Source organism: Actinacidiphila acidipaludis (assembly GCF_019890725.1).
GTDB lineage: Bacteria > Actinomycetota > Actinomycetes > Streptomycetales > Streptomycetaceae > Actinacidiphila > Actinacidiphila acidipaludis.
Map to the genome: position 1 here is coordinate 70260 of NZ_JAINZZ010000007.1, position 15446 is coordinate 85705.

At 73.7% G+C, this 15446-nt stretch carries 15 protein-coding genes; 9 read left to right on the forward strand and 6 right to left on the reverse strand.

The features are described 5' to 3' along the window. Positions 1-8: 8 nt before the first annotated feature. The 3 genes from K7862_RS08630 to K7862_RS08640 all read left to right on the forward strand — a co-directional run bounded on the left by K7862_RS08630 (position 9) and on the right by K7862_RS08640 (position 4722). Positions 9-3329 (forward strand): S41 family peptidase, encoded by a 3321-nt coding sequence (locus K7862_RS08630; RefSeq protein WP_372461521.1) that lies wholly within the window; start codon positions 9-11, stop codon positions 3327-3329. A 112-nt stretch (positions 3330-3441) separates the two neighbouring features. Then, positions 3442-3798, forward strand: coding sequence for a histidine triad nucleotide-binding protein (locus K7862_RS08635; protein WP_222961851.1), 357 nt, complete (start codon positions 3442-3444; stop codon positions 3796-3798). A gap of 18 nt (positions 3799-3816) precedes the next feature. After that, the gene (locus K7862_RS08640) at positions 3817-4722 is read left to right on the forward strand and encodes a ribonuclease Z (RefSeq protein ID WP_222961852.1); all 906 of its coding nucleotides are present in this window, start codon (positions 3817-3819) and stop codon (positions 4720-4722) included. A gap of 70 nt (positions 4723-4792) precedes the next feature. On the opposite strand, the gene K7862_RS08645 is transcribed toward K7862_RS08640, so the two are convergent. Beyond that, complete coding sequence (locus tag K7862_RS08645) at positions 4793-5572, reverse strand: HAD family acid phosphatase (protein WP_222961853.1); 780 nt, start codon at positions 5570-5572, stop codon at positions 4793-4795. A 141-nt stretch (positions 5573-5713) separates the two neighbouring features. Next, positions 5714-7063, reverse strand: coding sequence for a family 4 glycosyl hydrolase (locus K7862_RS08650; RefSeq protein ID WP_222961854.1), 1350 nt, complete (start codon positions 7061-7063; stop codon positions 5714-5716). 58 nt (positions 7064-7121) lie between these two features. On the opposite strand from K7862_RS08650, the gene K7862_RS08655 reads away from it, so the two are divergent. From K7862_RS08655 to K7862_RS08670, 4 genes are all read left to right on the forward strand, one after another. Further along, positions 7122-8231 carry a carbohydrate kinase family protein gene (locus K7862_RS08655; protein WP_222961855.1) on the forward strand — a complete coding sequence of 370 codons (1110 nt, stop codon included), beginning with the start codon at positions 7122-7124 and terminating at the stop codon, positions 8229-8231. Positions 8232-8450: 219 nt separating this feature from the next. Further along, positions 8451-9494, forward strand: a complete 1044-nt coding sequence (locus K7862_RS08660; protein ID WP_222961856.1) for a PhoH family protein — start codon at positions 8451-8453, stop codon at positions 9492-9494. A 13-nt stretch (positions 9495-9507) separates the two neighbouring features. After that, positions 9508-10002, forward strand: coding sequence for an rRNA maturation RNase YbeY (gene ybeY / locus K7862_RS08665; RefSeq protein ID WP_222961857.1), 495 nt, complete (start codon positions 9508-9510; stop codon positions 10000-10002). A gap of 40 nt (positions 10003-10042) precedes the next feature. Continuing rightward, positions 10043-11335: a hemolysin family protein gene (locus tag K7862_RS08670; protein WP_222961858.1), complete on the forward strand. Its 1293-nt coding sequence runs from the start codon at positions 10043-10045 to the stop codon at positions 11333-11335. Positions 11336-11555: 220 nt separating this feature from the next. Here the strand turns inward: K7862_RS08670 and K7862_RS08675 are convergent, their stop codons facing one another. After that, positions 11556-12482 carry a LysR family transcriptional regulator gene (locus tag K7862_RS08675; protein ID WP_222961859.1) on the reverse strand — a complete coding sequence of 309 codons (927 nt, stop codon included), beginning with the start codon at positions 12480-12482 and terminating at the stop codon, positions 11556-11558. 100 nt (positions 12483-12582) lie between these two features. Here K7862_RS08675 and K7862_RS08680 point away from each other — a divergent pair, with 100 nt between their 5' ends. Then, on the forward strand, positions 12583-12936 hold the full coding sequence (locus tag K7862_RS08680; protein ID WP_222961860.1) for a YybH family protein: 354 nt from the start codon (positions 12583-12585) through the stop codon (positions 12934-12936). A 44-nt stretch (positions 12937-12980) separates the two neighbouring features. Here K7862_RS08680 and K7862_RS08685 read toward each other — a convergent pair whose 3' ends face one another. Further along, positions 12981-13175: a hypothetical protein gene (locus K7862_RS08685; protein WP_222961861.1), complete on the reverse strand. Its 195-nt coding sequence runs from the start codon at positions 13173-13175 to the stop codon at positions 12981-12983. Between the two features lie 116 nt (positions 13176-13291). On the opposite strand from K7862_RS08685, the gene K7862_RS08690 reads away from it, so the two are divergent. After that, positions 13292-13648, forward strand: a complete 357-nt coding sequence (locus K7862_RS08690; protein WP_222961862.1) for a cytidine deaminase-like protein — start codon at positions 13292-13294, stop codon at positions 13646-13648. Between the two features lie 134 nt (positions 13649-13782). Here K7862_RS08690 and K7862_RS08695 read toward each other — a convergent pair whose 3' ends face one another. Next, the gene (locus K7862_RS08695; protein ID WP_222961863.1) at positions 13783-14121 is read right to left on the reverse strand and encodes a P-II family nitrogen regulator; all 339 of its coding nucleotides are present in this window, start codon (positions 14119-14121) and stop codon (positions 13783-13785) included. Continuing rightward, entirely contained in the window at positions 14118-15383 is a 1266-nt protein-coding gene (locus K7862_RS08700; protein ID WP_262412877.1) for an ammonium transporter, read from the reverse strand. The genes K7862_RS08695 and K7862_RS08700 overlap by 4 nt, the downstream gene beginning before the upstream one ends. Positions 15384-15446: the final 63 nt, after the last annotated feature.

Here is a 15446-nt window from a genome sequence, read left to right on the forward strand (position 1 = left end):
GTGGCCCGGTGAGCAACCAGCCGACGCAGCCCGCGCAGCCATCGCAGCCGCAGCAGGCGGCCCTGCCGCCGTCGTATCTCAGGAACCCGCACCCGCACGGTGACCTGATCGCCTTCACCGCCGAGGACGACGTCTGGCTGGCGCCTCTCGACGGCGGCCGGGCGTGGCGGGTCAGCGCCGACAACGTGCCTGTCGGCCGGCCCCGGATCAGTCCGGACGGCGAGCTGATCGCCTGGACGTCCACCCGCGACGGCGCCCCCGAGGTGCACCTGGCGCCGCTCGGCGGCGGGCCGTCCGCCCGCCTGACGTACTGGGGCAACGCCCGTACGGCCGTGCGGACCTGGACCCCGGACGGCGAGCTCGTGGTGATCAGCGCGCACGGCCAGGCGTCGCCGCGCCGCACCTGGGCGCGGCGGCTGCCGCTGGACGGCGGGCCGGCCGCGCGGCTGCCCTACGGGCCGGTCGGCGACGTGGCCCACGGGCCCGGCGGCGCGGTGCTGCTGCAGACCGTGACGATGGGCCGGGAGGCCGCGTACTGGAAGGGCTACCGCGGCGGGACCGCCGGCAAGCTGTGGCTGGACCCGGACGGCGGCGGCGCGTTCCACCGGGTGCACGAGGGGATCGACGGCAACATCGAGTGCCCGCTGTGGATCGGCGGCCGGATCGCGTTCCTCTCCGACCACGAGGGCGAGGGCGCGCTGTACTCCAGCCTCCCCGACGGCGGCGACCTGCGCCGCCACACCCCGCTGGGCACCGGCTTCTACGCCCGGCACGCCGCGACCGACGGCACCCGGATCGCCTACGTCAGCGCGGGCCGCATCCACCTGCTGGACGATCTGGAGGCCGAGCCGCGCCCGCTGGACGTCCGTCTCGGCGGCCAGCGCACCGACCTGCAGCCGCGCCCGGTGCGGGCCGCCCAGCACCTCGGCGACGCCCGTCCCGACCACACCGGCCGCGGCAGCGCGGTCGAGATCCGCGGCACCACCCACTGGGTGACGCACCGCGGCGGTCCGGCCCGGGCCCTGGCCGCGCGGCCGGGCGTGCGTACCCGCCACCCGCGGGTGTTCCAGCAGGGCACCGACCAGCACGTGGTGTGGGTCACCGACGCGGAGGGCGACGACGCGCTGGAGATCGCGCCCGCCACCGGCCTGCCCGCCGGGACCGCGCCGCGCCGGCTGGCCGCCGGACGGCTGGGCCGGGTCCACGAGATCGAGGTCTCACCCGACGGCCACCGCATCGCCGTCGCCGCCCACGACGGCCGGGTGCTGCTGGTCGAGGCACAGACCGGCGAGGTCCGCGAGGTGATCGCGGGCGACGCCGGCGACGCCACCGACCTGGCCTTCTCGCCCGACTCCGGATGGCTGGCGTGGTCCCACCCCGGCCCCGGCTCGCTGCGGCAGATCAAGCTCGCCGCCACCGCGGACCTGACCGTCCTCGACGCGACGCCGCTGCGCTTCCAGGACTTCGCGCCCGCCTTCACCGCCGACGGCCGCCACCTGGCCTTCCTGTCCGAGCGGGCCTTCGACCCGGTCTACGACGCGCACGTCTTCGACCTGTCGTTCCCCAACGCCTGCCGCCCCTACCTGCTCACCCTCGCCGCCGCCACGCCGTCGCCGTTCGGCCCGCAGCGCCACGGCCGCCCGTACGACGACGCCGACGACGGCCACGACGACACCCACGGTGACGGCGACGGCGCCGGCCGCCCCGCCGACGACGCCGACCAGGGCGACGGGGACACCGGCTCCGGCGGGGACCGGCCGCGTCCGACCGTGGTCGACGCCGAGGGGCTGGCCGACCGCATCGTGCCCTTCCCCGTCGAGGCCGGACGCTACTCCGGGCTGCGGGCCGCCAAGGGCGGTGTGCTGTGGCTGCGGCACCCGTTGCTCGGCGCGCTCGGCTCGGCCCTGGCCACACCGGAGGCGCAGCCGCCCGGCACCCTGCTGGAGCGCTACGACCTGACGCGCCTGCACCTGGACGAGATCACCGACGACGCCGACGACTTCGCGGTCACCGGCGACGGCAGCAAGGTCCTGGTCGCCTCCGGCGGGCGCCTGCGGATCACACCCGCCGACAGCAAGGCCGACTCCTCCGACGACTCCGACAGCAGCGCCACCGTCGACCTCAGCCGGGTGCGGGTGACCGTCCGCCCGGCGGACGAGTGGCGGCAGATGTTCGACGAGACGCACCGGCTGATGCGGGACAACTTCTGGCGGGCCGACATGGACGGCCGGGACTGGGACGCCGGCGCCGCCCGGTACCGGCCGCTGCTGGCGGGGGTGGCCACCCACGACGATTTGGTGGACCTGCTGTGGGAGCTGCACGGCGACCTGCGCACCTCGCACGCCTACGTCAGCCCGCCCGGCGGCTACCGCGACCCGCTGCGCCGCCAGGGACTGCTCGGCGCGGACCTCTCCCGTGCCGAGGACGGCAGCTGGCGGGTCGACCGGGTGCTGCCCGGCGAGTCCTCCGACCCGCACGCGCGCTCGCCGCTGGCGGCGCCGGGTGTCGGGGTCCGCGCGGGCGACACGCTGCTCGCGGTGGACGGCCACCCGGTGGACCCGGCGGCCGGGCCCGGTCCGCTGCTGGTCGGCACCGCGGGCAAGCCCGTGGAGCTGACCGTGGCCCCGGCCGGCGGCGGCCCGGTCCGGCACGTGGTGGCCGTGCCGCTCGCCGACGAGGAGGCGCTGCGGTACCACGACTGGGTGGCCGGGCGGCGCGCCCACGTGCACGCGGCCTCCGGCGGCCGGCTCGGCTACCTGCACGTGCCCGACATGGTCGGCAGCGGCTGGGCGCAGCTCCACCGCGACCTGCGGGTGGAGGTGGCCCGCGAGGGCCTGGTGGTGGACGTGCGGGAGAACCGCGGCGGCCACACCTCGCAGCTCGTCGTGGAGAAGCTGGCCCGCCGCATCATCGGCTGGGACGTGCCGCGCCACGGCCACCCGTTCAGCTACCCGCAGGACGCGCCGCGCGGCCCGGTCGTCGCGGTCGCCAACGAGTTCTCCGGCTCGGACGGCGACATCGTGACCGCGGCACTGAAGGCGCTGGGGATCGGGCCGGTGGTCGGCACCCGCACCTGGGGCGGCGTCATCGGGATCGACAGCCGCTACCAGCTCGTCGACGGGACGGGGGTCACCCAGCCGAAGTACGCGATCTGGCTGGAGGGTTACGGATGGGGGCTGGAGAACCACGGCGCCGACCCCGACGTCGAGGTCGTCCCCACGCCGCAGGACTGGGCCGAGGACCGGGACCCCCAGCTCGACAAGGCCGTCGCCCTGGCCCTTGCCGCCCTGGAGGCCGCCCCCGCCAAACTGCCGCCGTCCCTTCCCTGACCAGGGCGCGCGCCCGGCCGGTGGCGGCCGGGCGCGGGTACGGGGGCGGGAGGCCGCCAGCCGGTAGCATCGGCGCAGCCGAAGCGTCACGAGAACCCGAGGGGGAGCCGACATGGCGGGAGAACCTCAGCCCGACTGCCTGTTCTGCAAGATCGTCACGGGCGAGATCCCGGCCACCGTCGTCCGCGAGACCGACACCACCGTCGCGTTCCGGGACATCCACCCGCAGGCCCCGACGCACGTCCTCGTCATCCCGCGCGTGCACTACCCGGACGCCGCCTCCCTCGCCGCGGGCGACCCGGCCGCGACCGCGGACGTGCTGCGCGAGGCCGGCCAGGTCGCCGCGCAGGAGAAGGTCGACGGCACGGGCTACCGCATCGTCTTCAACACCGGCGAGGGCGCGGGCCAGACCGTCTTCCACGCGCACGCGCACGTTCTCGGCGGCCGCGACCTGCACCGGCTGATCTGACCGCCGGGCCCCGCACACGTGTCCGCCCGCGAACTCGTCGTCCTCGGCACCGCCAGTCAGGTCCCCACCCGGCAGCGCAACCACAACGGCTACGTGCTGCGCTGGGACGACGAGGGCATCCTCTTCGACCCGGGAGAGGGCAGCCAGCGCCAGATGCTGTACGCCGGGGTGTCCGCGCACGACCTGACGCGGATCTGCGTGACCCACTTCCACGGCGACCACGCGCTGGGCCTGGCCGGGGTGATCCAGCGGATCAACCTGGACCGGGTGCCGCACCCGGTCACCGCGCACTACCCGGCCGGCGGACAGGGCTACTTCGACCGCCTGCGGTACGCGTCCGCGTACTACGAGACCGCGGACCTGCGGGAGCAACCCGTCGCCGGGGACGGGGACCTGGCCGTCACCCCGGCGTTCACCCTGTCGGCGGCGCGCCTGTCGCACCCCGTCGAGTCGTTCGGCTACCGGCTGACCGAGCCGGACGGACGCCGGCTGCTGCCCGAGCGGCTGGCCGCGCACGGCATCACCGGCCCGGACATCGGGCGCCTGCAACGCGAGGGCACCCTCGGCGGGGTGAGCCTGGACGAGGTCAGCGCCACACGGCGCGGCCAGCGGTTCGCGTTCGTGATGGACACCCGGCTGTGCGACGCCGTCCACGAACTCGCCGCGGACTGTGACCTGCTGGTGGTGGAGTCCACGTTCCTCGACGAGGACGCCCGGCTGGCCGCCGAGCACGGCCATCTGACCGCGGGCCAGGCCGGGGCGGTCGCCCGCGACGGCGGGGTGCGGCACCTGGTGCTCACGCACTTCTCGCAGCGCTACACCGACCCGGACCTGTTCGCCGCGGAGGCCCGGGCGGCCGGGTTCACCGGTGAACTGACCGTCGCCGAGGACCTGATGCGCATCCCGGTCCCCAAGCGCCGCTGACGCCGGCGTCACGACCGCGTACGCGGCCGCGGCGCCGGCGGGCGCCCGGGGACCCGGAACGCGCCGCGCCTTACGGCAGGTAGTACATCGGGTTGGGGAGCTTGTAGGACTTCAGCGCGTGGCCGCCCGACAGGTCGCTGTACTGGTCGCCGAAGTTGGCGACGATGGTGTAGCCCAGCGACTCGATGTGCGCGCGGGTCCCGGACTTGTAGTCGATCGTCGTGCAGGTCGACCCGCACGGCAGGTACGCGGGCGGGTTCGCCGAGTTCTTCAGGTACAGGTGCGCTGTGTCGACGGGCGCGGTGTAGCCGACGGCCGTCAGGTTGCGGACGGTGTCCGCGCGCTGGGCCTCGGGCCGGCCGGTGATCCAGAACACCGTGTAGCCGTGGTCCGCGGCCCAGTTGGCCAGGGTGTCCATGCCGAAGACCGGCTCCATGTTCTTGTTGTCCAGGTACGCCTGGTTGCTCGCCGGGGTGTAGTTGAAGCCCACCTCCAGCTCGTAGTTGTAGGTGAGCAGGGAGGTGTCGTCGACGTCGAGCACGATGGCCGGCTTCGCGCTGTGCCGTCCGGCGTGCGCGAGGTAGGACTCGGCCTTGGCCTCGATGCCCTTGAGCTGCTCGGCGTAGTTGCTGGTGGCCGAGGCGTGGTGCTCGCCCGCGGCGTCCACCGTGTCGCCGTAGTAGGCCTTGATGTCGGAGACCACGTTGGTGAGGTTGGGGATCTCCTTGTCGCTGCGCGGCACGGAGTTGTCCGCGCTGGCCGCGCCCACGCCGTAGAAGGTGGCGCCCAGCGTGACCGCTGCGGCGGTCACGGCCAGGGAGCGGCGGACGGACAGACGTGCACGGGGCATGGCGGTGCTCCTTCAACGCTCGTTGGTGCGGCGAAACTTAGACCCCGTGATCTGGGCAGGTCAAGGAGTGTCTACGCGCGTTGGGGATCGCTGACGTACCGTCAGTGTTCGGGACCTGTTAATCCGCTGTTCAGAGTGGGTTCACCAGCCGGCCGCCGTGAGAATCCGGTCGGCGACCGCCGCCGAGTCCACCAGCGGGTGGACGGCCAGCGCCCGCAGTGCCGCGGTCCGCGACCCCGTGGTGGCCGCCTCGATCGCCGCGCGCTCCACCGCCTTCAGCGCCAGCATCAGCCCCGCCTGGTGCTCGTCCGGCGGTGCCACCGGCAGCGGCCGGGCCCCGAACGCGCCCACCGAGCACGGCACTTCGACCACCGCGTCGGCGTCGAGCAGCGGCACGGTGCCGCCGCCGGGGACGTTGAGGACCAGCGTGGTCCGCTCGTCGCGTGCCACGGCCCGCATCAGGGCCAGCGCCACCCGGTCGTAACCGCCGCCGTCGAGGTCGTGCGGATCGCGTTCCCAGCCGCCGGTCGCCGCCCGGTTCTCCGCCATGTAGGTCTCCTCGCGCTCCCGCCGGGCCGCCTCCCACAGCGCGTACGCCGAGCCGGGCGTCCCGTCGGCCGCGGCCAGGAACGCCTCCTGCCGGCCGTCCAGGAACTCCCCCCGGGTCGCGGCGGCCGACCGCACCGCCTCCAGCGCCTCCCGCGCGAAGTAGTAGTAGTGCAGGTACTCGTTGGGCAGCGAACCCAGCGCGGACAGCCACGTGGGGCCGAACAGCCGGCCCTCCTCGAAGCCGCCGAGCGCCTCCGGGTCGGCCAGCAGGCCCGGCAGCAGGTCGGGGCCGTCCGGCGTGGCCGACATCCGCCGCAGCCAGCCGAGATGGTTCAGCCCCAGGTAGTCATAGGTGAAGCCCGGCGCGTCCGGGTCCGCGCGCGCCGCCCGCGCCGCCCGCCGCACCAGGCCCACCGGCGAGTCGCAGATCCCGATCACCCGGGGTCCCAGCACCCGGGACATCGCCTCGGTGACCATGCCCGCCGGGTTGGTGAAGTTGATCACCCAGGCCGACGGCGCCACCGCCCGCACCCGCTCGGCGATCCGCAGCGCCACCGGCAGCGTCCGCAGCCCGTACAGCACCCCGCCCGCGCCGACGGTCTCCTGCCCCAGCACGCCCTCGGCCAGCGGGATCCGCTCGTCCCGCACCCGGCCGGCGGTGCCGCCCACCCGGATCGCCGAGAAGACGAAGTCCGCGCCGCGCAGCGCGTCGTCCAGGTCGCCGGTCAGCCGCACCGCGGGTCCAGGACCGTCCGGCAGCGGCATCGACGCCAGCACCGCGGCCACCACCCGCAGCCGCCGCGCGTCGGTGTCGTACAGGACCACCTCGCTCACGTCCGTGCCGCCGGCCTCCCCGGTGCCGCCGGCACCGCCGGCGCCCGCCAGCGCCCGGTAGACCAGCGGCACGCGGAAACCGCCGCCGCCCAGAACCGTGAGCCTCATCCCACTCCGTCCCCGAGCTTCCTGGGCACTGTCCGTGCCGTCAGGCACAGTGTGAACCATGGACGACCAGCCCGTTCTCGACCCACTGGGGGCGCTGCGCGCCCCCGGGGACCCGGCGGCCGACGTCTACCTGACCGGCACCGTGTTCCTCGACATCATCTTCACCGGCCTGGACAGCGCCCCTGTGCGCGGCACCGAGTCCTGGGCCCGCGGCATGGGCTCCAGCCCCGGCGGCGTCGCCAACATGGCCACCGCGCTGGCCCGGCTCGGCCTGCGCACCACGCTCGCCGCCGCCTTCGGGGACGACGTCTACGGCGACTACTGCTGGGACAGCCTGGAGAGCGGCGAGGGCATCGACCTCGGCCCGTCCCGCCGCGTCTCCGGCTGGCACTCCCCGGTCACCGTGTCCATGGCGTACGAGGGCGAGCGCACCATGGTCAGCCACGGCCACCGGGCGCCGCCGCCCGAGGACGCCGTGCCCGTCTGCCCGGTGCCGGCCCGCGCCGCCGTGGCCTCCCTCGGGCACGGCGGCGAGGCCGGGGAGAGCGACGAGGCGTGGATCGGCCGCGCCGCCGCCTCCGGCACCCGGATCTTCGCCGACGTCGGCTGGGACGACACCGGCCGCTGGGACCCCGCCGACCTGGAGGGCCTGCGGCACTGCGCGGCGTTCCTGCCGAACGCCGAGGAGGCCATGCGCTACACCCGCACCACCTGCCCGCGCGAGGCCGCCCGGCGGCTCGCCGACCTCGTGCCGCTCGCGGTCGTCACCATGGGGTCCGAGGGCGCCTGCGCCGTGGACTCGGCGACGGGCCGGACCGCCGAGGTACCGGCCCTGCTCGTCGAGGCGCTGGACCCCACCGGCGCCGGCGACGTGTTCGTGGCCGGCTTCGTCACCGGCACCCTGGCCGGCTGGCCGCTCGCCGACCGGCTCGCCTTCGCGTCGCTGTCCGCGGCCCTGTCGGTCCAGGAGTTCGGCGGCTCGCTGTCCGCCCCCGGCTGGATCGAGATCGCCGCGTGGTGGGAGCAGGTGAAGGCGCTGGCCGGCCAGGCCCGCGCCGACGACGAGGCGCTGCGCCGCTACGCCTTCCTCGACGGCCTCCTGCCGCCCGGCCTGCGCCGCGGCCCGCTGCGCCGGGCCGTCCCCACCATCGGCTTCCGCCCGGCCTGAGGCGGGCCGCGGCCGTGTGGGTGGCGGGCGGCGGCGGGGCGGCGGCCGTGCCGCGGATTCGGCCGGACGGTGCACGCGGCCCGACCGGACGGCCGGTCAGGGGGAGCGGGCTAAACCTCTCGGCGGCGGACCGCTCTCGTCGTACCCTTGGAACCCTCAGGGCCCCCTGGGAACCCTCGAACAGCAGAAGGCGGGATGAGCAGGCCCTAGAGCCGGCCCATGACTCAGACACCGACAAAGCACCAGTCGCAGCCGCCGCAGCAGGCGCGCGCCCACTTCGTCGTTCCGGCCAAGCACCCCATGGTCACCGTCCTGGGGTCGGGAGACTCGCTCCTCCGCGTGATCGAGCAGGCGTTCCCGGACGTCGACATCCATGTGCGGGGCAACGAGATCAGCGCCGTCGGCGACGCTCCCGAGGTGGCACTGGTCCAGCGGCTGTTCGACGAGATGATGCTGGTCCTGCGGACAGGGCAGCCGATGACCGAGGACGCCGTGGAGCGCTCCATCGCGATGCTGCGGGCCAACGGCACCGCCGCCGCGGAGGGCGCCGAGACCCCCGCGCAGGTCCTCACCCAGAACATCCTGTCCAGCCGCGGGCGCACCATCCGCCCGAAGACGCTCAACCAGAAGCGGTACGTCGACGCGATCGACAAGCACACCATCGTCTTCGGCATCGGCCCGGCCGGTACCGGCAAGACCTACCTGGCGATGGCCAAGGCGGTGCAGGCCCTGCAGTCCAAGCAGGTCAACCGGATCATCCTGACCCGGCCCGCGGTCGAGGCCGGCGAGCGGCTCGGCTTCCTGCCCGGCACCCTGTACGAGAAGATCGACCCGTACCTGCGGCCGCTGTACGACGCCCTGCACGACATGATCGACCCGGACTCGATCCCGCGGCTGATGGCGGCCGGCACCATCGAGGTCGCCCCGCTGGCCTACATGCGGGGCCGCACCCTCAACGACGCCTTCATCATCCTCGACGAGGCGCAGAACACCAGCGCCGAGCAGATGAAGATGTTCCTCACCCGGCTGGGCTTCGACTCCAAGATCGTCGTCACCGGCGACATCACCCAGGTCGACCTGCCGGGCGGTACCAAGAGCGGGCTGCGCCAGGTCCAGGACATCCTGCAGGGTGTGGAGGACGTCCACTTCTCCCGGCTCACCAGCACCGACGTCGTACGCCATAAGCTGGTCGGACGCATCGTGGACGCCTATGAGCGGTTCGACAACGCCAACGGCTCCGCACCGGGACCCCACGGAAAGTAACCGAACGACCACCATGGCGATCGACGTCAACAACGAGTCCGGCTGGGACATCGACGAGGAGGCCGTCCTCGACGCCGCCCGCCATGCCCTGCACCGCATGCGGATCCACCCGCTCTCCGAGCTCTCGGTGATCGTGGTGGACGCCGCGGCGATGGAGCAGCTCCACCTGCAGTGGATGGACCTGCCGGGGCCGACGGACGTGATGTCCTTCCCGATGGACGAGCTGCGTCCCGGCAAGGAGGACGACGAGTCCCCGCAGGGCCTGCTCGGGGACATCGTGCTGTGCCCGGAAGTGGCCAAGAAGCAGGGTGAGGAGGCGCCGACGAAGCACTCCATGGACGAGGAGCTGCAGCTGCTCACCGTCCACGGCGTCCTCCACCTGCTCGGCTACGACCACGAGGAGCCGGACGAGAAGGCCGAGATGTTCGGCCTGCAGAAGGCGATCCTGGACGACTGGCGGGCCGAGCGCGGACTGCAGGGGCCCTCGCCCGCCCCCACCACCCACTGAGCGGCGGCGGGGTCGGGAAGCCAGGGGAGCGGTACCTCTAATGATCGTTTCTGCTGTCCTGCTGGTCATCGTCGCGTGGCTGGCCGCCTGCGCCGAGGCCGGCATCGCCAGGATCTCCCGGTTCCGGGCCGAGGACGCGGTGCGCTCGGGCCGCCGCGGCGCGGCGAACCTGCTGGCCGTGGCCTCCGACCCGACGCGCTATCTCAACGTGGCGCTGCTGGTCCGGGTGGGCTGCGAGACCGCGGCCGCGGTGCTCATCACCGTCGTCTGCGACCGGCACTTCGAGCAGACCTGGCAGGTGCTGGCGGTCGCCATCGGCGTGATGGTGCTGGTGTCGTACGTGGCCGTGGGCGTCTCGCCGCGCACCATCGGCCGCCAGCACCCGATGAACACCGCCACGGTCGCCTCGTACGTGCTGCTGCCGCTGGCCCGCGTCATGGGCCCGGTGCCGGGCCTGCTGATCCTGCTGGGCAACGCGCTCACCCCCGGCAAGGGCTTCAAACGCGGCCCGTTCGCGAGTGAGGCGGAGCTGCGGGCCATGGTGGACCTGGCCGAGTCGGAGTCGCTGATCGAGGACGAGGAGCGCCGCATGGTGCACTCGGTCTTCGCGCTGGGCGACACGATCGTGCGCGAGGTGATGGTGCCGCGCACCGAGCTGATCATGATCGAACGGTTCAAGACCGTCCGCCAGGCGATGACGCTGGCGCTGCGCAGCGGGTTCTCCAGGATCCCGGTCACCGGGGAGAGCGAGGACGACGTGGTCGGCTTCGTCTACCTCAAGGACCTCGCGCGCCGGGTGCACATCAACCGCGACGCGGAGTCGGACCTGGTCACGTCGGTCATGCGGCCGGCGGCGTTCGTGCCCGACACCAAGAACGCGGGCGACCTGCTGCGGGAGATGCAGCAGCAGCGCAACCACGTGGCCGTGGTCATCGACGAGTACGGCGGCACCGCGGGCATCGTGACCATCGAGGACATCCTCGAGGAGATCGTCGGCGAGATCACCGACGAGTACGACCGGGAGACCCCGCCCGTCGAGGAGTTGGGCGAGGGCCGCTACCGGGTCACGGCGCGGCTGGACATCGGTGATCTCGGGGAGCTGTACGGGGTGCTGCTGGACGACGACGACGTGGAGACGGTCGGCGGCCTGCTGGCGAAGTCGCTGGGGCGGGTGCCGATCCCCGGGGCGACGGCTCTGGTGCCGCTGCCCGAGGACGCGTCCGGGGAGCGCGAGGCGCTGGCGCTGCGGCTCACCGCGGAGACGCAGGCGGGCCGGCGCAACCGCATCGGCACGATCCTGGTCGAGCCGGTGGGGGAGCCGGCGCCCTCCTGATCCGGTGATGCGGCCGGGGCCGGCCGGCCCGGCCGCCGGAGCCGCACCGGTCCGTCGGGCTAGTTGCTGCGGATCGCGAAGATCACCCCGATGATGAAGATCACCGCGATGATGCAGTACCAGATGATGTCCTGCTGCGCGTCCTCGGTCAGAGCGAGCTGCACGAAATCGCTGCGCACGGGGCAACTCCTCTCGCGGGGCGTGGCGTCCTCTCACCGTTCTACCCGCGAGGGGCCTGCTCACTCGGGCCTGATCGGGTGACGCCGTCCGCGGCGAGGAAGGCCCGGGCGTGGCGGGTGAAGGCGCGGGCGGCGGGCGCGGCGGGAGCCGTGCGCCAGGCCAGGACCAGCCGGGACCGCAGCGCCGGGCGGGTGAGGGCGACCACTGCCAGCCGGGGACGGGACTCCGCGAGACCGGCCGGCAGCAGGGCCACCCCGAGCCCCTGCTCGGCGAGCAGCGCCAGCACCTCGGGGTTGCCCGCCTCAAAGGCGATCCGCGGCCGGATCCCCGCCGCCGCGCACCCCGCGTCGACCGCCGCCCGCAGGCCCGTGCCGTGCGGCAGCACGATCAGCGGCCGGTCGGCCAGGGCCCGCACGGGTACGGACCTGCGCCGCGCCAGCGGGTCGCCGGGGGCGACCGCGGCCACCAGCGCGCTGTCGACGACGGTCTGGGTGCCGATCCCCGGCGGCGCCGCGCCCGCCAGCCCGGCGAACGCCAGGTCGTAGCGCCCGTCCAGCACCCCCTGCAGCAGCCGGTCCGAGGTGTCCTCGGTCAGGGTGATCTCCACGCCGGGGTGCTCGGTGTGGAACGCGGCCAGCAGGCCCGGCACGTTCATGTCGCTGCCCAGCGAGGTGACCGTGCCGATCGCCACCCGCCCGCGCAGCAGCCCGGTCAGCTCCTGGACCGCCAGCCGCGCGCCGGCCACCGCCTCCAGGGCGGCCCGCGCGTACGGCAGCACGGCCTCGCCCGCCTCGGTGAGCCGCACGGCCCGCGCCGACCGGTCGAACAGCGGCTGCCCCAGCTCCCGTTCGAGCTGTCTGATCTGGGCGCTGACCCCCGGCTGCGCGACGTGCAGCGCGGTCGCGGCGCGGGTGAAGCCGCCCTCGTCGGCGACGGCGACCAGGTACTCCAGCTGGCGCAGTTCCATAACCGTTCATGCTAGTCCGCAGAAGATCCAGATCTTGGACTTATGGGACGCGCGCCACCATCCTGGAAAGCGGAAGGAACGCGAGAACGAGGAGGCCGACATGACGGAGAACCGCGAGCGCGCGCTGCATCCCGAGGACGTCGCCCGGCTGTTCGTGGCCCGGGTCAACTCCGGTGATCTGGAGGGCATTCTGGAGCTCTTCGAGCCGGACGCGGTGGTGGCCTACCCCGTCGACCGGCCGTCGCAGGGCACGGCTGCCCTGCGGGAGCTGTACGCGGGACTGCTGGCCGCCAAGCCGGTCTTCCCGGTGGAGGAGCCCCTGCCCACCCTGATCTGCGGCGAGTTGGCGCTGACGTCCACCAGGCCGCAGGACGGCACCGGCGGCCGGGTGCAGGTCTGCCGCCGCCAACCGGACGGCAGTTGGCGGCGGGTCATCGACCGTCCGGAGTCCTGACGGAGCGTCGGCAACGCTGGCCGGGTGGTCCCCTGGCCGTCCCGTCAGAGCGTGAACTGGCCGAGCATGCCGAGGAGGTTGGCGCTCGCCGAGTGGATCGACCCGGACAGACTCGTGTCCGACAGGTAGAAGCCGAAGGCTCCGCAGGCCAGCGCGTGGCTGACCTTGAGGGCGCCCTTGCGGCTGAGGAAGAAGGTGATCAGCGCGAGCGCGACCACCAGGGGCATGTGCAGCAGCATGTCGCATCACCTCAAAAAGGGACATTGCTCACCTCAGGCTAGGGTGAGTTGGCTCTCCGCGCATCTTCGATCGCACAGCGTGACGCACGCGGGACGAGCGTCCGGCGGCGGCCCGTATGATCACGCCTATGAGCGACGAGAACCCCGAAGACCGCAAGCTCATCACGCTGGCCAGGTCGGCCCGCGCCCGCAACGGTGTGCCCGAGGGCGCGGCCGTGCGCGACGAGACCGGCCGCACCTACGTCGCCGGAACCGTGGCCCTGGAGTCTTTGCGGCTCACCGCTCTGCAGACGGCCGTCGCCATGGCCGTCGCCAGCGGCGCCCGCTCGCTGGAGGCCGCGGCGGTCGTCACGGTGGCCGAGACCCCCGTCGAGGCGGACCGCGCGGCCGTGCGCGACCTCGGCGGCCCGGAGACCCCGGTGATCCTCGCCGCCCCGGACGGCACGGTCGTCACCACCGTCAGCGCGGGCTGACCAACGGGCCGGCGCCCGTCGCGGGGGTGGAAGCATGTCGGGCCCCTGTTCGGGCCCCACTCAGGCCCCGCTCAGACCCGGCGTTCAGGCCCTGGTCCGGGCCGGCGTCCGGGCCGGCGTTCGGGAACAGGCCTTCAGACCGCGTCGGGGCCGCGCTCCCCGGTGCGGACCCGCACCGCGGTGTCCACCGGCACCGCCCACACCTTGCCGTCGCCGATCTTCCCGGTCCGGGCGGCGGCCACCACCGCGTCGATGACGGCGTCGGCCTCGGCGTCCTCGACCAGCACCTCGATGCGGGCCTTCGGCACCAGGTCGACGCGGTACTCCGCGCCCCGGTAGACCTCGGTGTGCCCGCGCTGCCGTCCGTACCCGCTCGCCTCGGTGACGGTCAGGCCCTGCACGCCCATCTCCTGCAGAGCCGTCTTCACGTCATCCAGCTTGTACGGCTTGATGACGGCGGTGACCAGCTTCATCCCTGGGGGCTCCTGTCATGGGCGGGCGCGGTGAACGGCGAGGCCGCCGCCGCTCCCGAGTGCAGCAGGCCGTGCGACGTGCCGTGCGTGAGTACGCCGTGATCGTAGGCGGTCTCGGCGTGCACGGTCAGATCCAGGCCGGTCCTTTCCTCGTCCTCGCTCGCCCGGAAGCCCATCAGGCGGTCGATGCCCTTGCCGAGGCCGTACGTGACCGCGAACGCGTACGTCCCCACGGCGGCCACCGCCACCGCCTGCCGGCCGAGCTGCCCCAGGCCGCCGCCGTAGAACAGTCCCTCGGGGCCGCCGGTCATCGTGGCCGTCGCCAGCAGGCCGATCAGCAGCGTGCCGACGATCCCGCCCATCAGGTGCACGCCGACGACGTCCAGGGAGTCGTCCACGCCCCAGCGGAACTTCCAGCTCACCGCATACGAGCACAGCACCCCCGCGGCCAGGCCCACCACGACCGCGCCCAGCAGGTCGACGCTGCCGCACGACGGAGTGATCGCCACCAGGCCGGCGACCGAGCCCGAGGCGGCGCCCAGCGTCGTCGCGTGCCCGTCCCTGCGCTTCTCCACCACCAGCCAGCCCAGCAGGCCCGCGCACCCCGCCGCCTGGGTGTTGAGGAAGGCCGCCGCGGCCAGCCCGTTCGCGCCGAGGGCGGAACCCGCGTTGAAACCGAACCAGCCGAACCACAGCAGGCCCGCGCCCAGCAGCACCAGCGGCAGGTTGTGCGGACGCATGGCGTCCTTGCGGAAGCCCAGCCGCGGGCCCAGCACGATCGCCAGGGCCAGCCCGGAGGCGCCCGAGCAGACCTCGACGACCGTGCCGCCGGCGAAGTCCAGCGCGTGCAGCTTGGCGGTGATCCAGCCGCCCGTTCCGAACACCCAGTGCGCCACCGGGACGTATACGGCCAGCGTCCACATCAGCACGAACACCACCCAGGCCCCGAACCGCGCCCGGTCGGCCACCGCGCCGCTGATCAGGGCGGCCGTGATGATCGCGAAGGAGAGCTGGAACGCGGCGAAGAGCAGCGTCGGCACGTGCCCGGTGACCGCGGTCGGCCCGATGCCGTGCATCCCCACGTGCGACAGATTGCCGATCAGCCCCAGGCCGCCCGCGTCGTGGCCGAACGCCAGCGCGTACCCGGCGACCAGCCACACGACGGTGACCAGGGCGATCGACACGAAGCTCATCATGAACATGTTGAGGACGCTCTTGCTGCGCACCATGCCGCCGTAGAACAGCGCCAGGCCGGGGGTCATCAGGAGGACGAGCGCGGTGGCGGCGAGCAGCCACGCGGTGTCGCCCGCGTCGACGGCGGACGG